The organism is Streptomyces sp. NPDC014623 (genome assembly GCF_043088245.1).
GTDB lineage: Bacteria > Actinomycetota > Actinomycetes > Streptomycetales > Streptomycetaceae > Streptomyces.
Map to the genome: position 1 here is coordinate 250,993 of NZ_JBIBZU010000010.1, position 21,831 is coordinate 272,823.

The 21,831-nt window shown below is 69.7% G+C and carries 24 protein-coding genes and 1 pseudogene; 16 read left to right on the forward strand and 9 right to left on the reverse strand.

Translation table 11 applies throughout. From position 1 onward, the window contains the following. Positions 1-359 precede the first annotated feature (359 nt). The gene (locus ACF1FZ_RS18645; RefSeq protein WP_391774460.1) at positions 360-1,349 is read left to right on the forward strand and encodes a ferric reductase-like transmembrane domain-containing protein; all 990 of its coding nucleotides are present in this window, start codon (positions 360-362) and stop codon (positions 1,347-1,349) included. Between the two features lie 498 nt (positions 1,350-1,847). Here ACF1FZ_RS18645 and ACF1FZ_RS18650 read toward each other — a convergent pair whose 3' ends face one another. The 3 genes from ACF1FZ_RS18650 to ACF1FZ_RS18660 all read right to left on the reverse strand — a co-directional run bounded on the left by ACF1FZ_RS18650 (position 1,848) and on the right by ACF1FZ_RS18660 (position 2,864). Then, positions 1,848-2,186 carry a hypothetical protein gene (locus tag ACF1FZ_RS18650; protein ID WP_391774495.1) on the reverse strand — a complete coding sequence of 113 codons (339 nt, stop codon included), beginning with the start codon at positions 2,184-2,186 and terminating at the stop codon, positions 1,848-1,850. Continuing rightward, on the reverse strand, positions 2,102-2,470 hold the full coding sequence (locus tag ACF1FZ_RS18655) for a hypothetical protein (RefSeq protein ID WP_391774461.1): 369 nt from the start codon (positions 2,468-2,470) through the stop codon (positions 2,102-2,104). Before ACF1FZ_RS18655 ends, ACF1FZ_RS18650 begins: the two co-directional genes overlap by 85 nt. Positions 2,471-2,687: 217 nt before the next feature. After that, a complete protein-coding gene (locus ACF1FZ_RS18660; protein ID WP_391774462.1) occupies positions 2,688-2,864 on the reverse strand; it encodes a hypothetical protein in 177 nt (58 codons plus the stop codon). 622 nt (positions 2,865-3,486) lie between these two features. Here ACF1FZ_RS18660 and ACF1FZ_RS18665 point away from each other — a divergent pair. The 3 genes from ACF1FZ_RS18665 (at position 3,487) to ACF1FZ_RS18675 (ending at position 5,081) form a co-directional block, all read left to right on the forward strand. Then, a complete protein-coding gene (locus ACF1FZ_RS18665) occupies positions 3,487-3,723 on the forward strand; it encodes a DUF2945 domain-containing protein (RefSeq protein ID WP_391774463.1) in 237 nt (78 codons plus the stop codon). Further along, the gene (locus ACF1FZ_RS18670; RefSeq protein ID WP_391774464.1) at positions 3,720-4,061 is read left to right on the forward strand and encodes a DUF3140 domain-containing protein; all 342 of its coding nucleotides are present in this window, start codon (positions 3,720-3,722) and stop codon (positions 4,059-4,061) included. Before ACF1FZ_RS18665 ends, ACF1FZ_RS18670 begins: the two co-directional genes overlap by 4 nt. Before the next feature lie 351 nt (positions 4,062-4,412). After that, positions 4,413-5,081 (forward strand): HAD family hydrolase, encoded by a 669-nt coding sequence (locus ACF1FZ_RS18675; protein WP_391774465.1) that lies wholly within the window; start codon positions 4,413-4,415, stop codon positions 5,079-5,081. Between the two features lie 253 nt (positions 5,082-5,334). Here the strand turns inward: ACF1FZ_RS18675 and ACF1FZ_RS18680 are convergent, their stop codons facing one another. Both ACF1FZ_RS18680 and ACF1FZ_RS18685 read right to left on the reverse strand, forming a co-directional pair. Continuing rightward, on the reverse strand, positions 5,335-6,444 hold the full coding sequence (locus ACF1FZ_RS18680; RefSeq protein WP_391774466.1) for an SPFH domain-containing protein: 1,110 nt from the start codon (positions 6,442-6,444) through the stop codon (positions 5,335-5,337). Between the two features lie 33 nt (positions 6,445-6,477). After that, the gene (locus tag ACF1FZ_RS18685) at positions 6,478-6,915 is read right to left on the reverse strand and encodes an NfeD family protein (protein ID WP_391774467.1); all 438 of its coding nucleotides are present in this window, start codon (positions 6,913-6,915) and stop codon (positions 6,478-6,480) included. A gap of 2,223 nt (positions 6,916-9,138) precedes the next feature. On the opposite strand from ACF1FZ_RS18685, the gene ACF1FZ_RS18690 reads away from it, so the two are divergent. Further along, positions 9,139-9,477 carry a MerR family transcriptional regulator gene (locus tag ACF1FZ_RS18690; protein WP_391774468.1) on the forward strand — a complete coding sequence of 113 codons (339 nt, stop codon included), beginning with the start codon at positions 9,139-9,141 and terminating at the stop codon, positions 9,475-9,477. A 241-nt stretch (positions 9,478-9,718) separates the two neighbouring features. Then, the gene (locus tag ACF1FZ_RS18695) at positions 9,719-9,922 is read left to right on the forward strand and encodes a cold-shock protein (protein ID WP_391774469.1); all 204 of its coding nucleotides are present in this window, start codon (positions 9,719-9,721) and stop codon (positions 9,920-9,922) included. Between the two features lie 278 nt (positions 9,923-10,200). Here the strand turns inward: ACF1FZ_RS18695 and ACF1FZ_RS18700 are convergent, their stop codons facing one another. Then, positions 10,201-10,761: a hypothetical protein gene (locus ACF1FZ_RS18700; RefSeq protein WP_391774470.1), complete on the reverse strand. Its 561-nt coding sequence runs from the start codon at positions 10,759-10,761 to the stop codon at positions 10,201-10,203. Positions 10,762-11,198: 437 nt separating this feature from the next. On the opposite strand from ACF1FZ_RS18700, the gene ACF1FZ_RS18705 reads away from it, so the two are divergent. Continuing rightward, positions 11,199-11,633 (forward strand): transposase, encoded by a 435-nt coding sequence (locus tag ACF1FZ_RS18705; protein WP_391774471.1) that lies wholly within the window; start codon positions 11,199-11,201, stop codon positions 11,631-11,633. Positions 11,634-12,103: 470 nt separating this feature from the next. On the opposite strand, the pseudogene ACF1FZ_RS18710 reads toward ACF1FZ_RS18705, so the two are convergent. Further along, positions 12,104-12,504: pseudogene (locus ACF1FZ_RS18710) on the reverse strand (TraM recognition domain-containing protein); the annotation flags it as partial. Between the two features lie 123 nt (positions 12,505-12,627). Here ACF1FZ_RS18710 and ACF1FZ_RS18715 point away from each other — a divergent pair. The 4 genes from ACF1FZ_RS18715 to ACF1FZ_RS18730 all read left to right on the forward strand — a co-directional run bounded on the left by ACF1FZ_RS18715 (position 12,628) and on the right by ACF1FZ_RS18730 (position 16,169). Then, positions 12,628-13,818 (forward strand): alpha/beta fold hydrolase, encoded by a 1,191-nt coding sequence (locus ACF1FZ_RS18715; protein ID WP_391774472.1) that lies wholly within the window; start codon positions 12,628-12,630, stop codon positions 13,816-13,818. Between the two features lie 12 nt (positions 13,819-13,830). After that, positions 13,831-14,478 carry an MBL fold metallo-hydrolase gene (locus ACF1FZ_RS18720; RefSeq protein WP_391774473.1) on the forward strand — a complete coding sequence of 216 codons (648 nt, stop codon included), beginning with the start codon at positions 13,831-13,833 and terminating at the stop codon, positions 14,476-14,478. 34 nt (positions 14,479-14,512) lie between these two features. Continuing rightward, positions 14,513-15,292: an exodeoxyribonuclease III gene (locus tag ACF1FZ_RS18725; protein ID WP_391774474.1), complete on the forward strand. Its 780-nt coding sequence runs from the start codon at positions 14,513-14,515 to the stop codon at positions 15,290-15,292. Positions 15,293-15,419: 127 nt separating this feature from the next. Further along, positions 15,420-16,169 carry a Clp protease N-terminal domain-containing protein gene (locus ACF1FZ_RS18730; RefSeq protein WP_391774475.1) on the forward strand — a complete coding sequence of 250 codons (750 nt, stop codon included), beginning with the start codon at positions 15,420-15,422 and terminating at the stop codon, positions 16,167-16,169. A gap of 121 nt (positions 16,170-16,290) precedes the next feature. Here the strand turns inward: ACF1FZ_RS18730 and ACF1FZ_RS18735 are convergent, their stop codons facing one another. Beyond that, on the reverse strand, positions 16,291-17,070 hold the full coding sequence (locus ACF1FZ_RS18735; protein WP_391774476.1) for an SDR family NAD(P)-dependent oxidoreductase: 780 nt from the start codon (positions 17,068-17,070) through the stop codon (positions 16,291-16,293). Positions 17,071-17,177: 107 nt separating this feature from the next. Here ACF1FZ_RS18735 and ACF1FZ_RS18740 point away from each other — a divergent pair, with 107 nt between their 5' ends. The 5 genes from ACF1FZ_RS18740 (at position 17,178) to ACF1FZ_RS18760 (ending at position 20,941) form a co-directional block, all read left to right on the forward strand. Next, positions 17,178-17,636: a DUF6278 family protein gene (locus ACF1FZ_RS18740; RefSeq protein ID WP_391774477.1), complete on the forward strand. Its 459-nt coding sequence runs from the start codon at positions 17,178-17,180 to the stop codon at positions 17,634-17,636. A 102-nt stretch (positions 17,637-17,738) separates the two neighbouring features. Beyond that, the gene (locus ACF1FZ_RS18745; protein ID WP_391774478.1) at positions 17,739-18,482 is read left to right on the forward strand and encodes an amino acid ABC transporter ATP-binding protein; all 744 of its coding nucleotides are present in this window, start codon (positions 17,739-17,741) and stop codon (positions 18,480-18,482) included. A gap of 11 nt (positions 18,483-18,493) precedes the next feature. After that, positions 18,494-19,408, forward strand: coding sequence for a glutamate ABC transporter substrate-binding protein (locus ACF1FZ_RS18750; protein WP_391774479.1), 915 nt, complete (start codon positions 18,494-18,496; stop codon positions 19,406-19,408). A 16-nt stretch (positions 19,409-19,424) separates the two neighbouring features. Further along, entirely contained in the window at positions 19,425-20,069 is a 645-nt protein-coding gene (locus ACF1FZ_RS18755) for an amino acid ABC transporter permease (RefSeq protein WP_391774480.1), read from the forward strand. Continuing rightward, positions 20,066-20,941 carry an amino acid ABC transporter permease gene (locus tag ACF1FZ_RS18760; protein ID WP_391774481.1) on the forward strand — a complete coding sequence of 292 codons (876 nt, stop codon included), beginning with the start codon at positions 20,066-20,068 and terminating at the stop codon, positions 20,939-20,941. Before ACF1FZ_RS18755 ends, ACF1FZ_RS18760 begins: the two co-directional genes overlap by 4 nt. Positions 20,942-21,364: 423 nt before the next feature. Here the strand turns inward: ACF1FZ_RS18760 and ACF1FZ_RS18765 are convergent. Further along, positions 21,365-21,831: sigma-70 family RNA polymerase sigma factor (locus ACF1FZ_RS18765; RefSeq protein ID WP_391774482.1), on the reverse strand; the 467-nt coding region annotated here is incomplete at its 5' end.

The window sequence follows — 21,831 nt, forward strand, 5'->3', positions numbered from 1 at the left end:
AGGGCGGTGGGGGGGCACACCGCCGGTCCCCGTGTGACGGCCGGCCGCCGACCGGTAAGGGGCAGGCAGGGAACGCCCGTACGCTCTCTCCTGCCGACGAGGTCCGCCCGCGGTGAACCGGCACGTGAGGCTCCGTGCGGCTGACGAGGGTGCGCAGGAAGTGGACGCCCGCGCCCCCTCTCCGTTCCCCTGCCGGAAGCACCCCGCGGACCGGAGGCTCCGGGCAGGCGTGATGTCCGGGCCCCTCGGCGCTCTGGCCGGAATGAGCCTCGGTGTCTCCGTTTCTCTCCGGCGAAACTGGTTTCTCCTACGACACACACGCACCGCCTCTCGGAGGCCGGTGCCCGGGGGGCCCAGGGATGCTGTCAGAAACGACGCCGGAGGACGAAGGGGCGGCCGCGCCGGTCCGACGCGACCGGAGCGCCGCCGGCCGTGTCACCCTGCGCGCCGACCTGCGGGCCCTGCTGCCCGAAGCGGGTGCCGCGGTCGCTGTCACGGCGGTGGTGTTCGTCCTCCTGTACGCGCGCGTGGAGTCAGGCGATTCGGCGACGGTGGCGGTCATGCCCTTCATGGCCGACGCGGGTACGTACTGGATGTACCTGCTGAGCCAGGCGTTCGGCTGGTCGGCGCTGTTGTGGGCGTGGGGCACGGTCATGCTCGGACTGCTGTTGTCCGGGCGGCGCCCGGCCTGGCTGCCGGGCTCCCCGCAGTCCCTGGAACGCTGGCACCGCACCACGAGCCTGACCACGATGGCGCTGATGCTCGCGCACGCACTGATGTTCGCGGCCGAACTCGTCCGTTACGAGGCCGCATCGGCGTGGGCCGTACGCCTGTGGGTGGGGTTCGCGGATTCGTTCGTGCCGGGCTGGTACGACTCGGGAACCGGCCGGATCGCCATCCCGATCGGGCAGGGCGCCCTCTATCTGGCGATCCCGCTCGGCCTGTTGTTCTACGTCCGGCATCGCATCGGCGCCCACACCTGGCGCCGGCTGCACCGGTTCGTGATCGTCGTGTACGTGCTGAGCGTGTGGCACACGCTGCTGTACGGCACCAACGTCTGGTACGGCGAGTGGCCGCGCACGGTGCTGTGGCTGCTGCAACTGCCGGTCGCCGTCCTGCTGGTGGCGCGGTTGATGCGGCCGGCCAGACGGGCTGAACGGCTGCCCGTGACGGGGGGGTGGCAGAGAAGGGGATCGCTTCCGGGATGGATGCTCCGGGCTGCGGGACGGGTCGCTGCCGCGGCTGTCGTCCTCGGACTGGTCGCCGTGGTGGCCTCAGGCCACGACGGAGGACGCGAGCGACCTGCCGAGGCGCCCTCGACGGCTCCGCATGCCCCGGAGGGGGACTGAAGCGAGTGGACGGCCCACGGATCCGGAGGGGGCGGCTCACCTTCGGGGGGCTGTGGCCGGACCAACGGTTCCGGGGGTGGTGCTGCGGGCCCGGCCGCGGTCATGGGCGTCCGGCGAATGCGGTGACGGCCGGCCGACAGGATGGCGGCGGTCCGGGGAAGCCGGTGGGAATCCGGTGCGGTCCCGCGTACCACGCAGGGTGGCGTGCCCTCGCCGCATCCGGGCGGAAGCGGGCCGCCGGAATCCCCGCACCCGGGAACGCGACCGCAACCGGGAGCCCGCGACCGCGATCCCGGCAGGCTGCGCCCCGCGATGCGGCGGCACCCGGTCGCCGCGTGCCGGTTCGAACTGCGGGCCGGCCATCCCGGACGTGGCGCCCACCGGGCTCAGAACCTGGCGGGCCGTGCGACCGAGGAGGGCGGAGAGCGCTCCGGTGCGCGTACGGCGGCCGGCACCTGACCGAGGGCACGGTGCACTGCTCACCCGGGTGAGCACGGCTCAATCCTGGTCACCGGAGCAGGGCTCGGCCGTCTTTCGGTGCGCCTCCCTCTTCAGCTTGTCGGGGAACACCCTGCCGGCGAGTCCCTGCGCCTCGGTCCCGGCCGAGCCGGCGACGGTTTTCCCCTTGCCGGAGAAGAGGGCGTCCAGAGGATGACGTGCGACCTGAGCCGGATCGCCCCTGTCCTGCCGGCCGCTCCTGGTGTCGTCCATGCCGTCACGGTGGAAGAAGTCGGTCTCGGTGGGGCCGGGCATCATCGAAGCGATGGAGGAAGCGACGAGGGCGCGGCCCTCGTTCCGGGCGGCCATGTCGCGCCCGACGCTTTTGGCCAGTCGCACGGTCGAGCGGATGCCGAGATCGATGATTTCCAGCTCGTCCGCCAGGTCGGTGTCCTTGAACGCGCCCCCTGACCGACCCCGGCGCTCAGGACGACGACGTCCAGGGGCCGGCCCAGGGTCGTCGCGGTGGCAAAGGGGGCGTCGGTCTGCTGAGGCACAGGGAGATCGGCTTCGACGACTGCTGCGCCCGCCGCCCGGATCCGTCGGGCCGCATGCTGCAGTCGCCCGTCGTCCTCGGCGTCGAGGACGAGATCGAAGCCGCGTCCGGCCAGTTGCTCGGCCAATGCGAGACCGATGCCGCTGGAGGCGCCGGTAACCAGGGCGAGAGGTCTGCCGGTCGCCAGCGCGATGTCTCCTTCCAGGCGAAGAACCGGGACAGCGACGTCCTACCGGACGGATCGGTGAGGGGCGTGCCCCGCATACGGGCCCGGACGGTCGGCACGTCCCGCGCACGGGCATGCGGTGCTGCGGCGCGGACTCGCCCGTCAAAAGTCCCGTCGGTCAGGGCGGGGGGTGGTTGCGCGACCGGATCCGCGACTCCGCTCTCCGCGCGTCCGACTGCTGCCGGTACCCCTCTCGCTTCCTTCGGGCGTCGTCCAGCGCGATCCCGTCGCTCCGCTTCTTCATCCCTGCGAGTCGCCGGACCTTGGCTGAGATGATCTCCGCCATTCTGGTCATCAGTCCTCCGTGCCGCGGACGGTGGTGCGGTGCGCTCCGCTTCCCGCCGCACTCCTCATCGGGGGCAGGTCTTCATGAGCGGGACGAGGGCCTGATGCGGAACGCCCGCTGCGGCCGCATCGCCCGGCTCAGGAGGCTTCGTGTGGAAGCGTGCCTTTCCACCAGCCTGACACACCCGCTCCGCGGACGGCATCATCGGTCATGGACCTGCGAGGACCGGGCTTCGGGACCCCACCCTCGAAGAGCACGTGTTCTGCGGCGTGAGCGCGACGTCCTCCTGCGCGATCACGCCGAAAGGGAGGCAAGGCGCGTCGTCCGGAGCGAGAGCTCACCGATCCGTCTCCGGCTGGGCACCCCGGCCCGACGGCGCCTTTTCGGCTGGAGCCCCCGTGAATCATCCAAGAGGTCTCCGCCACAGCCGTCCTGCGCCGGTCCGGCCACCGAGGACGGACTGCCCTCACCAGGCGTTGTCCGGGACAGCAGCCGCCGCGTGGTCTGCCGGCCCGCGACGGACCGGAGGGCGCGCTCCACATGCGGGAGCGCCGCACACCCGTGATGCTGACGGAGACCGGGTGCTGTTCGGCGGGGCCGACCCCGCGCTCGACGAGAGGGAGGATGCCCGATGGCCGGCAAGGACAAGAACAAGAAGCTGTCCCGTGGGGACGACGTCACGTGGAAGAGCCACGGCCAGGAGGTCGACGGCACCGTCACCCGGAAGGTCGCCGAGCGGACCGAAGCCGCCGGCCGGACCGTGGACGCGTCCAAGGACGAGCCGCAGTACGAGGTGGAGAGCGACAAGACAGGCAGGACCGCGGTCCACAGACCCGAGTCGCTGCGCAAGAAGGGCAGTGGCTCGTGAGCGGCGGACGGGACGAAGAGCGGCAGGAGACCCTCGACCGCTTCGGTGAAGCCGTCAACATGACCGCCGGTGAGCTGGAGAAGTGGCTGGAAACGGAACAGTCGCAGGAGGTAGGGCAGAAGAACGGCAGCGGGGAGTCGACGGGCCACGCTTCCGGCCGCCGGATCGTGGAACTGCTGCGCACCAAGAAGGCCGACCTGAGTGACGACGACCTTGCGCACATGCGCAAGGTCGTCGGCTACGTGCACAGGCACATGAAGCAACGTCCCGAGGGGGAAGCCACCGATACCCCTTGGCGCTACTCACTGATGAACTGGGGTCGCGACCCCGAGAAATAGATTCCGAGGGGCCGGCGCCCGGCCGCCGCGAGCGTTCCCGCTGCGGAGAGGGCGATCGAGGCCGAAGCTGGAAGAAGAGGACGCCGAGGACATCCGGCCGGGCGCCGGGCTCCCGGCCGGGCGCCGGGCTCCCGGCCGAGCTGGCCCGGTTCCTGCATACGTACGGAGCGAGGGAGCGATCGCCGTGTCGAGCCCGCAGCAGCCCGAGCACAGGCGCAGCGACAAAGGCGGGGCAACGCCTCAGGAGAGCACCGGACCGGAGGCGAGGCGACGCGGCAGGCCGTCCGGCCGTCATGCAGTCCGGCGGGCCGAGTGGACGGCGGGCCCGGATGAGGAAGGAAGCGAACAGACATGGCAGGCGCGGCGATCTTCGACGTGGACGGCACGCTGACCGACACCAACCACCTTCATGTGGTGGCATGGTGGGAGGCGTTCCGGCAAGCCGGGCACATTGTGCCGATGCCGGAGATCCACCGGGCGGTCGGGCTCGGTGCCGAAGACCTGATCGGGCGGCTGCTCGGAGCCGACCGCGACGTCGAACAGGATTCCGCCATCAGCGCCGCACACAAGGTGCTCTACGGGACGTACCATGACCGCCTTCCCGCTTTCGAAGGCGCGGGCGACCTGCTGCGCGCCCTGGCCGGGCACGGCTGGCGGGTCGTGCTCGCCACCTCGGCGAGCGGATCGGAGCTGGCGGCCCTGCGCCGTGCGGTGGACGCGGACGATGCCGTCCGGGACACGGCGAGCTCGAGTGACGTCGCCGAGGGAAAGCCCTCCCCGGAGCCTGTACGGCTGGCATGCGAACTGGCCGGCGTCAGCGTCGACCGAGCGGTGTTCGTGGGCGATTCCGTGTGGGACATGGAGGCGGCAGCCCGGGCGGGCGTGCGCTCGGTGGCACTGCTGTCCGGCGGCATCCCCCGCGCCGACCTGGAGCGGGCGGGCGCGGGCATGGTCTACCGGAACGTCGCCGAGCTGCTGGCCCACCTGGCCGACAGCCCTTTCGGGCCGACGGCGCCCTGATCCCGTCCTGTCCCGAGGCCGTGTCGCCGACCCGGGGGCGTCGCCGGCCGGTCAAGCGGTGCCGCCCGGGCCGGGGCGGGTGGGCACCCCTGCGCACGATTCCTTCCAGCCGTACTCCTTCTCCTGCTCCCACCTGCCGCGAGGAGGGGCGGCCTCTTCGAAGTCCTGGCCGGGGGTGAACAGCCTTTGCCGGAAGGGCGATCCACCCCTGTGGAAGGCATCGACCGGTGCATAGCCGACGCCGGTGGCGGGTTCAACCGCCGGATGCCTGTCCGCGGTGTGGCACCTGGGGCGACTTCGCGGCCTCGGCCTCCGCTTTGGCGTCGCTCACCGCGGCGGCGGCCTGTTTCTCTGCCTCGTCAGTCGCCCTGGCAGCGTCGAGCGGGAGCGTCGGGCCTCCGTCGAGTTCCGGAAGCCGGTCCTCGTCCGATGGGCCGTCAGCGCCGGTGGTGGCTGATTCCTCGGACTGCGCGGATCGGGGAGCACCCGCCGACGACGGATCACCGAACGCGCTGGTGACGGTCCGGACTGCTTCGGTCAGCTCTCCCGGGATCACCCAGAACGTGTTGTTGTCGCTGCTCGCCAGGTGAGGGAGCGTCTCCAGGTATTTGTAGGCCAGGACCTTGGGGTCGGCGTCGTTGCGGTGGACGGCCTGGAAGACGAGCTCCACCGCCTTCGCCTCGCCGTCCGCCCGCAAGATCACGGCCTGCTGCGTACCCTGTGCCTCCAGGATGTCCTTCTGCTTCGTGCCTTCCGCGGTGAGGATCTTGGCTTGCCGCTCCCCTTCTGCGTGCAGGATGGCCGCGCGCTTGTCACGTTCGGCCCGCATCTGCTTCTCCATCGCTTCCTTGATGGTGTGAGGCGGATCGATGGCCTTGATCTCGACGCGGTTGACCCGGATGCCCCACTTGCCGGTGGCGTCGTCGAGGACGGCTCGGAGCCGGGCGTTGATCTCCTCACGCGAGGTGAGCGTTGCTTCCAGGTCCATGCTGCCGATGACGTTCCTCAGCGTGGTCACGGTGAGCTGGTCGATCGCGTGCAGATAGTTGGCGACCTCGTAGGCCGCCGAGCGCGGATCGGTGATCTGGTAGTAGAGCACGGTGTCGATGTTCACGACGAGGTTGTCCTCGGTGATCACCGGCTTCGGCTCGGACGAGTAGACCTGCTCGCGCACGTCGAGCTTGGAGTTGACGCGGTCCGCCACCGGCAGAACCAGGTTCAGGCCGGGCTGGAGTGTCCTGCGGTACCGGCCGAACCGCTCGATGTTGTAGCGGCGTGCCTGCGGGACGATCCGTAGGGTGGAGGCCACGAGGAAGACGACGACAAGGGCCGCCACGAGAATGGGGATGACAACTGGGTCCACAGTGACTGCCTCCGTTGCTCCGTTTTCAGCCGTTCATGGAAGGAGTTCGCGGGGGTGGACGAGGGCCGTGGCGCCTTCGATCTCCATGACGTCGACCAGCGCTCCCACCGGGATCACCAGGCTCTCGTCGAGAGCGCGGGCGGACCACTCCTCGCCGGACAGTTTGATCAGGCCGCGGGCGGCGGTGACCTCCTGCAGCACCTCGGCCCGCTTGCCGACCAGCGCATCACTGCCCTCGCGTGCAACGGGCTGCTGTGCCATGTGCCGCAGCGCGACGGGACGGATGATGACGAGACCTGCCGCTGCTGCCGCCCCCAGGGCTATGAGCTGGCCGAGAACGCCGACACCGGCACCAGCGACTGCAGCGGCGACCAAAGCGGCACCCGCCAGCAGCCCCAGGACCAGTGTCAGGGTGAAGAACTCCGCGGCACCCAGCGCCGCAGCGGCGAGCAACCATACGAACCACGGCATCGAATCGCCCTCCTCAGGGCCTTCTCTACCAAACTACCTCCCAGGACGCCGGGGCGAATCGGACATGGCGGATGCCGTGTCCGACCGCTGAGGAGCAGCAGAGGAACACCATGGGCGTGCCCGGCCCCTGGGTGATCATCCGGACACGGCACCCGGAGTCCGGGTACCCCACAGGAGTACGGAGCCTGGTCGATCCGGGCTCCTCGGTGAGGTGGGCAGGCGTTCAGGGCGCTCTTCGACCACGAGGCCGGACCGGGGCGGCGCTGAGAGAGGAAGAGCTCGTGCCCCCTCTGCGACCACCCGCCGGGGAACGGACCGCGCGGACAGGGCGGCAGCACCGCTGGAGCGTGAAGTACCGGGCGGCCGGTGTCATCCAGTTCACCGAGGCCTCGCGCACCAGGCGGCCGGCGCCGTGGGGGCCGATCTCGGCCCGGCCGGTCCGCCAGGGGAAGCCAAGCCGAGCCGGCCGATCCGGAGAGAGTGCCGGGGAGGACGACGGCGGACGGGTGGACGAGTGCGGGGCCTCCTGACGGACTGGTGATCTCGGCCGTGATCCCGTCTGCCGGGAGCTTTCTTCCTGACCGCCACCAGGACACCGATCCAGCCGTCCGGCAGGCCGGAAGAGGCTCGGTGCGGGACGGGCTGCGTGGGACCGGAAGCAACATACCGAGCGGTAATGAGAGATTGTGGGATATGAGAGGGCCTGGTGGGTGAGCGAAACACCACCGAACACCCTGCAACACCGCTTTGACGGGCCAGAAGGCGCTCCGGTCCTGGTGATCGGGCCGTCCCCGGGCACCACGTGGCACAGGTTGCAGAGACCGTCCAGGGGCGTCCAGCCGCTCCAGTGCGGACACGAATTCGCAGGTCCAGGGCTTCCTGGTCCGGGACAGCCCTCAGACCCTGCCGGGGACCGTCCTCACGGGACATCCGCGCGGAGCCGTGAGACGACGAAGCCGCACCGAGCGCTCCGGTGCGGCTTCGTCGTGAGATCGGCTGCGCCGGCGCGCACGATGCGGCCGGCGCCTCATGCGTCTGTGTGCCTGTGACGCTTTCGGGGGTGTGCCTGATGTGCGATCACACCCCGCCCACTCGTCCGTACGAGGGATGCGCACCCCTCCCGGTGCGGCCGGTCACATGAGGGCTGGATCGACTCGGCTGCTGCCGTGAGCCCGTGTCTCAGCAGCCCGCGGTCTGCTCGAGTCAGGGGCTGTGCGGGTTCGCCACCAGCTGCATCATCCCGGGATCGTCGAGGGCGGCGCAGGGCCTTCTGCCACGCTCGCCAACGGCCGACCTGCGGGGCGTCACGGCTGGAAACGTCCGTCCCGGTCGGTGGTGTTCTTCACGAGACGCGGTGCTGGCCGGTGCCGCCGGCGGTAGCCACGGCGCAGTCGGCGACGGCACGCTCAGCCCGACGCGCTGCGCGGCGGTGGGTCACTGTGAGCGCCGGACTGGGCATCGCGGCTGCTTGAACCATCCATGGGGACCGGTCGAGGCGGAGTACCTCATCTTCCAGCGCGCGGAAATCTATACCCGCTGGAGTAGACATTGGCTGGCGGTGCGGTTAAGGTTTCTGTCGTAGCCGAAATCAAGAGAGGCCCGGCAGAAATGAACTGCCGGGCAGCAGTACGCAGTTGCAGTTCGCAGGACGGTGCGGTGGTGGAGTTCCGAAGCCAAGCGGTTGCAGGACGGCGACGGGACTGACGACCGGACCGGGGGGCCCGCAGTGATCAGGGGCCGCCACCAGCAGTACCAGCAAGTGAAGGTTCGCAGCACCCAGCAGTGAAGTCAGTGAGCAGTACCTCGGTGAAGGCGTCGGCTGCGGGCGCGCGCACCGGGAGGTTCGGCAGTGGGGTTCCAAGCCAGAGCAGACGCAGGACGGGCGACGGGGCTGGCTGCCGAAGAGTGGCGCTGTTCGAGGCCACCAGCAGTTCGCAGTTTCCGTTTAGTGAGTAGTTGATCAAGAGGGAAGAACGGAGGAGCCCAGCGCCATCAGGATCGCCCGGGCGCAATTCTTGGCCCCGGGTACCGCAGGACATCGATAGTGAGGTGGTCTCCGGTCGAGCAACCGCGATCCCCGCGCCCCCGACAGCATCTCGGTCGGGTCTGCGGAAACAGAGGGCCGGCGCAGTATCAGGGCTGGCAGATGGTGTAGCAGTTCCTTCGGGGCCCTGGTGCCGGTACGGCGCCAGGGCCCCTCCACGCGTTCCACAGAGAGGTGCAATGACAGCAGACGACACGTTCGGCCGTCTCGATGACGACGACTACCCCGCCTACACCATGGGCCGGGCCGCCGAACTGCTCGGCACGACCCAGAGCTTCCTCCGCGCCATCGGCGAACACCGCCTCATCACCCCACTCCGCTCCGCAGGCGGCCACCGCCGCTACTCCCGCTACCAGCTGCGCATTGCCGCCCGCGCCCGGGAACTCGTCGACCAGGGGACCCCCATCGAGGCCGCCTGCCGGATCGTCATCCTCGAAGACCAGCTCGAGGAAGCCCAGCGCGTCAATGCCGAATATCGCCGTGCCGCCGAATCAGCGAATTCAACGGCGGCAGCATGAGGTGAGTGCCCGTCAGTGGCGGCGGGCACCGCGCGCACGGTCGCGGTGTGCGGTGTGATCATTTCCTGTGGTGACGCGGTGCTTGGGCGTGTAGCGTCTGCGTCAGCTGTCGTGGTTCGGATTCCCTCTTGCCCACGCCTCCGGTGTGGGCGTTCTGCTGTGCCGTGCCGCAGGGACCAGGGCGATCACCCCCGTCTGCCACATGGAGCGGGAGGCGTTCACCGACTGGAAGGCATGAGACATGGCTACGGGAACTGTGAAGTGGTTCAACGCGGAGAAGGGCTTCGGCTTCATCGCGCAGGACGGCGGCGGCCCGGATGTCTTCGCGCACTACTCCGCGATCAACCCCACCGGCTTTCGTGAGCTCCAGGAGGGCCGGGCCGTGACGTTCGACGTCACCCAGGGCCAGAAGGGTCCGCAGGCCGAGAACATCAACATGGCCTGACCTCGCGGACCTGCCCGAGAGATCGCGCACGCCGTGTCCAGGTGGCCGCCACCCCTGCGGGCTCTGCCACCCGCCCGGACGAAGGCGCCGGCTCTCGTGCTTCGGGCCGGCAGGATCAGGGGCCGCGCAGCCATGGCTGCGCGGCCCCTGATCTGTGGAGGGACCCGGGCCGGTGCGACTTCGGCCCGGAACCTCCCGACCTCAGTCGCTGCAAACGTCGTCGGCCACGGGAGCCGCATGTCCTGCCCCGCTGCCGTGCAGCTCGAAGGAGCCGACGCTCAGACGCTCGTCCAGGTGTCGAGGAAGGCTTTCCGTCCAGCCGGATCGTCCGACCTGCGGTCTGCGTGCAGGACGCGCCAGGCGGTGAGCTCGAGATCTCGGAGCCAGAGTTCTCCGATGACCTGTGTCTTGAGGTCGGGCAGATGGTCGGACTCGACGAGGGCCTGACCGATCACTTCCCCGGCCGCGACGCGTTGGGGCGGGGTCATCTCATCGACGGCCGAGAGGACCTGCCGGGCCAGGGCGGTTCCTTCTCCTGCCAGCGAACGCAGCACCGGATCCTTGATGTTGACGGGCAACAGGTACGCGGTGCCCGACGACCTCCACAGGTCCGACCAGAAGCGTTCTCCTGCCCCGGTGGGGGCAGGCAGCGCGGCCAGCAGCCCGAGGAGACGGCCGGTGGCCGCATAGCCATCGCAGTGGGCAGCTGCGACCACCGCGATCCCGGCGACGCGCTCCACATCGAGCTGGCCGGCTTCGAGATGCGGAACCAGATCCAGATGGTGTTCCAACTGTTCTGCGAGGGTGGTGGATACGTAGGGGCGGACCTTAGGAAGCATCGGCGATCCTTGCGCGTAGGCGAGCGGAGGTGCCCGTTCGGAAGCCCTGATCGTTCCCATGACCAGCCGTTCTACTCGGCTTCGGCAGGCCCGATCGGCGAGAGCGTCAACAGGACTGGAGTTCACACGGCGGCGAACCGGCCCGCGCCCGGCGGCGTGGCTGTGGACCGGCCTCCCCTCATATGTCCGGGTGAGGTTTCCTGGCATGACCGCATGGTTGCCGGTGACGCCCAGGAGCCCGGGGGAGGAAGAGAAGCTGTGTCCCGCGACGCCGCTGAAGTCGAATGTGGTCACGTCGTGTCAGCGCGTGGAGAGCGCCGTGCGGACGGGCTACCCGACCAGTCCAGCGCATCGAGCAGCTCACCGGACAGATCGATGAGCTGGACCAACGGCTGATCCGGCTCGTCGAACATCACGTCCCACAGCTACTCGTACCGGTGGGCGTCGGTCCGGGCAGCGCCGTCACTCTCCTGATCACCATGGGGGGCGATCCCGAGCGGCTGAACTCCCAGGCGTCCTTCGCCGCCCTGTGTGGAGTCAGCCCCATCGAGTATTCGTCGGGCAGGCGGCACACGCGTCGGCTCAACCACGGCGGCGACCGTCAGGCGAACGCGGCCTTGCACCGCATCGTGTTCACCCGCCTGCGCTTCGATCCCCGCACCCAGGCGACTACGAACGCCGCACCCAGGAGGGGCAAGACCCCACGTGAGATCATCCGATGCCTCAAGCGATATGCCGCCCGAGAGGTCTTCAACCCGGTCAGGACGGTATCCAGCGTCCCCCGGTATAGGGGAGTCTGCCCGTGGGCGCCGCTGTCCGGTGTCAGCGTCACCAACGTCCAAACCGTCCGGGGGGGGAAGGACCTGCCGTAGCAGAGGACGGCCGAGGAGACGGCGTACTGAACGAAGTTTCGAAGAAGGGCGTGAACACCGTGTCGCCGGGCACAAGGGTTATCGCACCAAGGTCCTGACATTCGGAGCTGGTCGGGATCTGCCCACCAAGGGACGAACTCAGGCCCTTGTGCAGCTCATACGCACACGCGCCTGAGCCGGAATTGACGATGGGGTTTAAAATGATCATTCTTGGGCTTATTCTGCTGATCATCGGCCTGCTTGTCGGCATGGGTCTGCTGACGACGATCGGTGGCATCCTCATTCTGGTTGGCGCCATCCTGTGGATCCTGGGTGCGACCGGTCGCGCGGTCGGTGGACGCAAGCACTTCTTCTAACCTCGAAGTTTCGTGACGGTCCGCCGACGGAGTCGGCGGACCGTTTTCGTGCCGCGAGCTGAAGGTGGGCAGGCCGAGGGCCCGAGTGTCGTCTCGGGGTGGCGCCGGGTTCCACTGCTCCGGGGCGTGCTCTGCGACGGCGCGGTCGGTGATCGCCTTCGACGCGCGGGCGGAGGCTGCGGACAGTTCTTCCGCTCCGGGCTCCCGGTACCAGGGGCGCAGGTCGAGCATGGCGGCGCGCATGCCGGTGGCGAAGCAGAGCGCGGCGCCCTTGGGCAGGGCGCGGATGCGTCGGCGGGCAGGATCCGTTCCTGCCGCATCGACACCGAGGTCGACGTACCGGACTCCGAGTGCGAGGTGGTCTCGCCGTCGTGGCCGCCGATCAGACGGCTGAAGTTGTCGGCGAAGTCGGGATCATCGATACCCGAACCGATGACCTTCACCGTCGAGGCGCTCCACATGGCGCCCATGCCGGCGTCACCCCAGACTTTCTGGCCCTGGCGGTAGCTCTGGAGGTGAGACGTGAGAGGGTTTTCCGGGTGACCGAGACACCGCCGAACACTCTGCAATACCGCTTTGACGGGCCAGAAGACGCTCCGGTCCTGGTGATCGGGCCGTCCCTGGGTACCACATGGCACATGTGGGACCGCCAGATACCCGAGTTGTCCAAGCACTGGAGAATCTTCCGCTACGACCTCCCGGGGCACGGCGGTGCACCCGCCTACCCAGCCGCCGCGGTCTCCGACCTCGCCGACCGTCTGCTCGCCACGCTGGACAGCGTCGGCGTCCAGCGCTTCGGATATGCGGGCTGTTCCCTCGGTGGCGCCGTCGGCGCCGACCTCGCGCTGCGCCACCCGCACCGGGTCGCCGCGCTGGCGCTCGTCGCCGCCTCGCCCCGCTTCGGCACCGCCGACGAGTTCCGGCAACGCGGGGTGATCGTCCGCAGCAACGGCCTGGAGCCCATCGCCCGCACCTCCCCTGAGCGCTGGTTCACCCCCGGCTTCGCCGCCGCCCAGCCGGCCATCGTCGAGTGGGCCGTCCAGATGGTCCGCACGACCGACCCCGGCTGCTACATCGCCTCCTGCGAGGCCCTTGCGACCTTCGACATCCGTACGGAACTGCCCCGCATCGGTGTGCCGACCCTCGTCCTGGTCGGGGCCGAGGACAAGGTCACCGGCCCCGCCGAGGCACGGACCCTGGTGGCGGGCATTCCGGACGCCCGGCTCGCCCTCGTCCCCGGCGCCTCCCACCTGGCCCCGGTCGAGCAGCCGGCCGCCGTCACCGATCTGCTCCTCATGCACTTCTCGACAGCCTGGCAGGACACCCTGGCGTCGATCTCCGTACCGCCGCCCCCGGGCTTCGCCGCCCCGTTCACCCCGGTCGTCCCCGTCGCGGAGATCGCCGCCGCGGCCCATCTGCCCGAGGCTTCCCCGGCGGGACACGACGACCGGTACGAGCGGGGGACGAAGGTCCGGCGCGAGGTGCTGGGCGACGCCCACGTGGACGCCGCGACAGCCGCGTCCGACGACTTCACCGACGACTTCCAGGAGCTCCTCACCCGCTACGCCTGGGGTGAGATCTGGAGCAGGGAGGGCCTCGACCGCAGGGCCCGCAGCTGTGTCTCCCTCACCGCGGTCGTCGCGTCCGGCCACCTGGGCGGCCTCGCCCAGCACGTCAGGGCGGCCCTGCGCAACGGGCTCACGCCTGCCGAGATCAAGGAGGTGCTGCTCCAGACCGCCGTCTACTGCGGCATCCCGGCGGCGGGCGCGGCGTTCGAGATCGCGCAGTCCGTGATCCAGGAGGAGACGACCCCGCCCACGTCCGCGTAGCAGGATGGGGTCATGAACGCTTCGTCTCTCACACTCACCAAGAAGACCCACTCCTGCGTCCGGCTGGAGCGGAACGGGCAGTCGCTCGTCATCGACCCCGGCGGGTTCACCGAGGACGACGCCGCGCTCGGCGCCGACGCGATCCTGGTGACGCACGAACACCCCGACCACTTCGACGAGGCGCGGCTGCGTGCCGCGCTGGAGTCCAACCCCGCCGCGCGGGTGTGGACCCTGCGCAGTGTGGCCGAGCAGGTGTCCGCCGCGTTCCCGGGGCGTGTGCACACGGTCGGCCACGGTGACACGTTCACCGCCGCGGGACTGGAGGTGCAGGTGCACGGCGAACTGCACGCGGTGATCCACCCGGACATCCCGAGGGTCACCAACATCGGCTTCCTGGTGGACGGTTCGGTCTTCCACCCGGGTGACGCCCTCACGGTCCCCGACCACCCGGTGGACACGCTGATGCTGCCGGTCATGGCTCCCTGGAACAAGATCTCGGAGGTCATCGACTACGTACGCGAGGTGAAGCCCCGCCGCGCGATCGACATCCACGACGCCCTGCTCACGGACCTGGCCCGCCCGGTCTACGACAGGCAGATCGGGGCCCTGGGCGGGGCGGACCACGGCCGGCTGGCCCCGGGTGACGCGGCCCGCCTCTGACCCGCTTGTCGGTGGGAGCGGTTAGGTTTGCTGCATGCGCATCGCCACCTGGAACGTCAATTCGATCACCGCCCGGCTTCCGAGGCTGCTGGCCTGGCTGGAGAGCAGCGGCACCGATGTGCTGTGCCTCCAGGAGGCCAAATGCACACGTGAGCAGTTCCCCACCGAAGCGCTGCGCGAAGCGGGTTACGAGTCGGCGGTCAACGCCACGGGCCGGTGGAACGGCGTCGCGCTGCTCTCCCGCGCAGGTCTCGCGGACGTCGTGACGGGACTGCCCGGCGGCCCGGACTACGAGGGAGTGCAGGAGCCGAGAGCGGTCTCGGCGACCTGCGGACCCGTCCGTGTCTGGTCCGTCTACGTGCCCAACGGCCGTGAGGTCACCCACGAGCACTACGCCTACAAGCTGCGCTGGCTGGAGGCCCTGCGGAAGGCCGTCGCCGGGGACGCGGCGGGCGCGCTGCCGTTCGCGGTCCTCGGTGACTTCAACATCGCTCCGACGGACGAGGACGTCTGGGACCCGGCGCTGTTCGAAGGTGCCACACACGTCACTCCCGCCGAGCGGGAGGCGCTCGCCGCGCTGCGCGAGGGAGGGCTCTTTGACGTGATGCCGCGCCCCCTGAAGTACGACCACCCGTACTCCTACTGGGACTACCGTCAGCTCGGCTTCCCGAAGAACAAGGGCATGCGGATCGACCTCGTCTACGGCAACGCCTCCTTCACGGCGGCGGTCAAGGACAGCTATGTCGACCGCGAGGAGCGCAAGGGCAAGGGAGCTTCCGACCACGCCCCGGTGGTCGTGGACCTCGACTTCTGACGCCGGTGCCCGCGCGGCGTCGACGCCCCCGCTTCCGCCGCTTTCGCGGGCAGGGGAGCGGGCCCGTGCGTGCTCGAAGTGTCAACCCATGGTTGACGCGACCTGGGTGTCAACCTAAGGTTGCCCCATGACGGAACCGTTGCGCGCCGACCCGCCCATCCGCCTCGACGACCTGATCGACGCGATCAAGAAGACTCACACCGACGCGTTGGAGCAGCTCACGGGTGCGGTGGTCGCGGCAGATCACCTGGGTGAGATCGCCGACCACCTCATCGGTCACTTCGTGGACCAGGCGCGACGTTCGGGCGCCTCGTGGACGGACATCGGCCGGAGTATGGGGGTGACCCGGCAGGCCGCCCAGAAGAGGTTCGTCCCCAAGAAGCCCGGCGAGGCGTCGGACCTGGACCCGAGCCAGGGCTTCGGCCGGTTCGACGAGCGGGCCAGGAACGCCGTCATGGCCGCCCACAACGAGGCCCACGCGGCCCGCAACGACGAGGTGGGTGTGGGGCACCTGGTCCTGGGGCTCCTGGCCGAGCCGGACTCCCTCGGTGTCCAGGTGATCACCGGACAGGGCGTCTCGCCGGAGGCGGTCCGGGAGGCGGTGGCGCTCGCCCTGCCCGCCGCGTCCGACGAGGTCCCCGAGCTGATCCCGTACGACGCGGAGGCGCGCAAGGTCCTGGAGCTCACCTTCCGCGAGGCACTGCGCCTCGGCCACGACTTCGTCGGGGCCGGGCACATCGTGCTGGCCCTGCTGGAGTTCGAAGGGGGCACGGGTGTGCTCACCGGGCTGGGTGTCGACAAGGACGTGGCGTCGTCCGACGTCGCCGCGGCGGTCGCCGCCGAGACCGGTGAACCCGCCCCGGGCGACCAGAGCTGAAGCGGTCGTCGATCTCCCGGTGCGCGGGCGGCGAGGACTCCCTCCTGCGAAGAGGAGACCCCACGGCGCGCGCTGCGGATGCCGCCCCCCGCCGGGGCGGCATCGTGCGTTCGCGGACGGTTCAGTGCACCGAGAACCCGCCGTCGACGAACAGCGACTGGCCGGTGACGTAGGCGGAGGCCGCGCTCGCCAGGAACACCGCGGCACCCGCGAAGTCCTCGGCCAGCCCGTTGCGTCCCACCATGGTGCGGGCGGCCAGCGCCGCCACCCGCTCCGGGTCGGACGACAGGCGCTGGTTGAGCGGCGTCATCACGAACCCGGGCACCAGCGTGTTGCAGGTGACCCCGTACGGTGACCAGGCCTCGGCCTGCGAGCGGGCCAGTGACTCCAGCCCACCCTTGGAGACGCCGTACGCGCCGCTCTGCACGAACGCCCGGTGCGCCTGCTGGGACGTGATGTGGATGATCCGGCCGAAGCCGCGCCCGGCCATGCCGGGACCGAACCGGAGGCCCAGCAGATGGGGAGCCTTGAGGTTCACCGCCATCGTGGTGTCCCAGACGTCCTCGCCGAGCTCGCTCATCGGCGGCCGCAGGTTGACGCCTGCGCAGTTGACGAGGATGTCGGGCTCGCCGAACGCGGCCGCGGCGCCGTCACCGGCCGCGCGCACGCCCTCGGGGGTCCCGAGGTCGGCGCTCACCCAGGCCGCCCGGCAGCCGGCGTCGGTGAGTTCACCGACGGTGCGCACCAGTTCCGCCTCCCTGCGTGCCACGACCACCACGCTCGCGCCGGCGTGTGCGAGCGCCTCGGTGATGCCCCGGCCGATGCCGGAACTGCCGCCGGTCACCACGGCCACCCGGCCCTCCAGCGAGAAGAGTTCGGACAGGTATCTCTGCGACGTCATCCCCGTACCTTAGACAGATGGCCAGGTCATGAACGGGGCGGGGCCCGGAGCCGGGGCAATCGCGCGTCCTGCGATGCGGAACGCGTCAGGGGTGGGATCCTGGTGACATGATCCCTTTCCTGGACAACTGGCGTAAGCGCCAGGGCGGTACACGGGAGGCGGCCCTCGCGGCCGCCGTCGAGACCGATCCGGACGGCGTCGCCGAGCTGTTCGCGGAATGCGAGTTGCTGCGCGCCCGAGCGGGGCAGTGCGGCCTCGAACTCGACGACAGCCCGGCCTCGTTGTCCGCACTCGACCAGATGCCGCCCGTCTGGCGCGACGACCCGGAGGAGCTGCCCTGGGTGGGCAACGACGCCGGCCTCTACCTCGGCACCGTACTGGTGCGTACCGTTCCCGGTGCGGTCTGGGACATCCTGGCGGGCGGAAAGCCGGTGGTGCGTCTGGCTTCGGGGCGCGAGATCGACGTGGTCGCCGCCGGTCTGGACTGGGCGATGTCGGGCAGCCCCGAGCTCTCCGAGATGTACGCGGAGACGGCGGAGAGCGGCCCCGAGGCCAAAACGCGATAAACAGCCTTATGCACTGCCGGTGCGTGTCGGCGCCGAAGCGCGTGATCGCCCCGGGTAGTTTGCGCTGACCTTGACACGAGCGATAGGTGGGTAGGGCAGCGTATGGCCGTCGATCCGTTGATCGAGCTGCGGGACGTCAACAAGTACTTCGGGAAGCTTCACGTACTGCAGGACATCAATCTCACCGTCGGCCGCGGGGAGGTGGTGGTGGTCATCGGCCCCTCCGGATCGGGCAAATCGACGCTCTGCCGGACCATCAACCGTCTCGAGGCGATCGAGTCCGGCCATATCGCCATCGACGGGAAGCCGCTCCCCGAGGAGGGGAAGGGACTCGCGGAGCTCCGGGCCGAAGTGGGCATGGTCTTCCAGTCGTTCAACCTGTTCGCCCACAAGACCGTGCTGGCGAACGTCTCGCTCGCCCAGCTCAAGGTCCGCAGGCGGAAGAAGGACGAGGCCGACCGGCGCTCCCGGGAACTGCTGGAGCGGGTCGGGCTCGCGTCGCAGGCGGAGAAGCTCCCCGCCCAGCTCTCCGGCGGACAGCAGCAGCGCGTCGCCATCGCCCGCGCCCTCGCCATGGACCCCAAGGCGCTGCTCTTCGACGAGCCCACGTCCGCGCTCGATCCGGAGATGATCAACGAGGTCCTCGAGGTCATGCAGCAGCTCGCCCGCGAGGGCATGACCATGGTGGTCGTCACGCACGAGATGGGCTTCGCCCGGTCCGCCGCGAACCGTGTGGTGTTCATGTCCGACGGACGCATCGTGGAGGACCGCACCCCGGAGGACTTCTTCACCGCCCCGGAGAGCGACCGAGCCAAGGACTTCCTGTCCAAGATCCTCAAGCACTGACAGGGGGAACCGTGTTGCGTACGAGGAACATCGCGGCCGTGCTGATCTGCCTCCTGCTCGCCGCGCTCGCCGCCGGCTGCGGCAGGGAGGGCAGCCCGCCGGTCAAGGGACCGAAGGCGGGGGAGCTTCCCCGGTACGCGGTCGACACCGGATTCCGGCTGCCGGAGTCGAAGACCTGGACGAAGGCCAGGAAGCGTGGCCACCTGGTCGTCGGTGCCAAGGAGGATCAGCCCTACCTCGGCGAGAAGGACCCCGCCAGCGGGGTCTACTCCGGCTTCGACATCGAGATCGCCCGCATGATGGCGGCCTCCCTCGGCTTCGAGCCGGACACGATCCGCTTCCGGACCATCGCCTCCGCCAACCGTGAGACGGCACTCCAGAACGGGCAGATCGACTACTACGTCGGCACCTACACGATCAACGACATGCGCAAGAAGCTCGTCGGCTTCGCCGGGCCGTACTACATGGCCGGGCAGGGGCTGCTCGTGCGCGCGGACGAGCACGGCATCGACGGACCGCGGGACCTGGCGGGCAGGACCGTCTGCTCGGCCGCCGGGTCGACCCCGTACCAGCGCATCGCCGCCGACTTCCCCGAAGCGGACCTCGTCGCTTACGACACCTACTCGATCTGCGTCGACAACCTGCTGACCTTCCAGGTCGACGCCGTCACCACGGACGACGCCATCCTGCTGGGTTTCGCCGCCAAGGCGCCGGACGAGATGAAGGTGGTCGGCAAGCCCTTCTCGGAGGAGCCGTACGGCATCGGCGTACCGCGCAGTGACAACGCGCTGCGCGCGGCGCTCGACGACGCGCTGGAGGCCGAGGAGAAGAACGGCAACTGGAAGAAGGCGTTCGAGGCGACCCTCGGCCTGTCCGGAGTGCCCGCGCCGAAACCCCCGCCCATCGACCGTTACCCGGCGAACTGAGGGGCCGGCCACCACCATGGACGTACTGACAGAGAATTTCTCGCTCTACGGCAAGGGCTTCCTCGGCACCGTCGAGCTCACCGTCTACGCCTCGGCCCTGGCGCTGGTGCTCGGCTTCGTCATGGCGTCCTTCCGGGTCGCGCCGGTCGGCTCGCTCCGGGCGATCGGCACCGCCTGGGTGGCGGTGCTCCGCAACACCCCGCTGACACTGCTGTTCTTCGCCGTCCTGCTCGGCCTGCCGCGTTTCGGCCTGGTCCTGCCCTTCCAGCTCTTCGCGGTGCTCGCCCTCGGCTGCTACACCTCGGCCTTCATCTGCGAGGCGCTGCGCTCCGGCATCAACACCGTGCCCAGGGGACAGGGCGAAGCGGCCCGCAGCCTCGGCATGTCCTTCGGGCAGACACTCAACAACGTGGTGCTGCCCCAGGCCTTCCGGTCGGTGATCCCGCCGGTGGGATCGACGCTCATCGCGCTCGCCAAGAACTCCGCGATCGCGGGAGCGTTCAGTGTCACCGAACTGCTGGGCACCTACAAGACCCTCAACGAACTCGGCTACAGCATCATCTGGTCCTTCATCTGGATCGCCGTCGGATACCTGATCATCACCCTCGCCATCAGCGCACTCTTCAACGTGTTGGAGAAGCGCTGGGGAGTCGCCCGATGACCCACTCCACCGTCTCCGCCACCGCGCTCTACGACATCCCGGGCCCCCTCACCCGCAAGCGGCACTTCCTCTACGGGGTCCTTTCGACGGCCGTGATCCTCGCGCTGTGCGGCTGGATCCTCTACCTGCTCTTCGACACGGGCCAGTTCACCGGCGCGAAGTGGACGCCCTTCACGTACAAGGGCATCCAGGAACTGCTGCTGCGCGGCCTCGGCAACACCCTCAAGGCCTTCGCCTACGCGGCGGTCCTCTCGCTCGTGCTGGGGGCCGTGCTGGCCGTCGGCCGGCTCTCCGACCACAGGCCGGTGCGCTGGATCTCGACGCTGCTCGTCGAGTTCTTCCGGGCCATGCCCGTGCTGGTGATGATCTTCTTCATCTTCGTCGCGCTCAAGGTCCAGCCGCTTCCGGCCCTGGTGGCCGGCCTGACCCTGTACAACGGGTCCGTGCTCGCGGAGGTCTTCCGGACCGGGGTCAACTCCGTGGAGCGGGGACAGCGGGAGGCGGCGTACGCGCTGGGCATGCGCAAGACGCAGGTCACCACCCACGTCCTGGCCCCGCAGGCCGTCCGCGCGATGCTGCCCACCATCATCAGCCAGCTGGTGGTGGCGCTCAAGGACACCTCGCTGGGCTATCTGATCACTTACGAGGAGTTCCTCCACGCGGGCAAGCTGATCGCGTCGAACCTCGACTACGACCTGCCGTTCATCCCGGTGGTCATGGTGATCTCGCCCCTCTACATCGGCATGTGCATGCTGCTCTCCTGGTTCGCCACCTGGGTGGCCAGGCGGGAGCGGCGCAACCCGAAGACGGAGGGCACGGGAGTCGCCGCCGCCGAACCGGGAACGGTGCTGCCGGGCCGCCACCCGAAGTAACCGTCGGTCGAACCGGGAACGGTGCTGCCGGGCCGCCACCCGAAGTAACCGTCGGTGAGCCCGCCCGGCAGCAGCCGGTGATCACTCCTCCGCCGTGGACCGGGACGCGATCCGTATCCGTGCCCGGCGGGGGAGAAGGTCAGCTGCGTGCCGGCCGGGTCGCAGCGACGCGACGAGGAACGGGACCGGCCCGGGCGCGCCGTGGGCGTGGAGCGCGGCTCCACGCCCACGGCGCGGTCCGGCGGAGGGGGAACGAGGAGGCGTCGCCGGCCGGGTGCCGCTGCCACGCCCCGTCCGCAGGGGATGCGGCATCACGTCATGTGAGTGACGCGCAGGGGGCGTCGGTGCCGTCCGGGAGAGCGGTCTGCGGCCCGACGCCGGTGCGTCGGGCCGCAGACCGCCCGTACGAGGAGTGGGTACCGCTCAGGCGTCGATGCTCATGCCGGCACGGAGCTTGCTGACGATGCGGGTGAGCAGCCGGGAGACGTGCATCTGGGAGATGCCCAGCTCGGCCCCGATCTGCGCCTGGGTCATCTCGGCGCCGAAACGCATCTGGATGATGCGGCGCTCACGGTCGTCGAGCTGCTCCAGCAGGGGGGCGAGGGTGTGCAGGTTCTCGATGGCCTCCATGGCGGGGTCACGCTCGCCGAGCACTTCGGCGTAGGCCCGCTGGTCCTGGCTGTCGTCGCCCTCGGAGGAGGGGGTGTCCAGGGAGCCGGCCGAGTAGCCGTTGGCCGCGATCAGCCCTTCGATGACCTCTTCCTCGCTCAGATCGAGGTGGGCGGCCAGTTCCTTGACGGTCGGGTCGCGGTCGAGCTTGGAGGAGAGGAGCTCCTTGGCCTTCGCCAGTTCGACCCGCAGCTCCTGGAGGCGGCGCGGCACGTGCACGG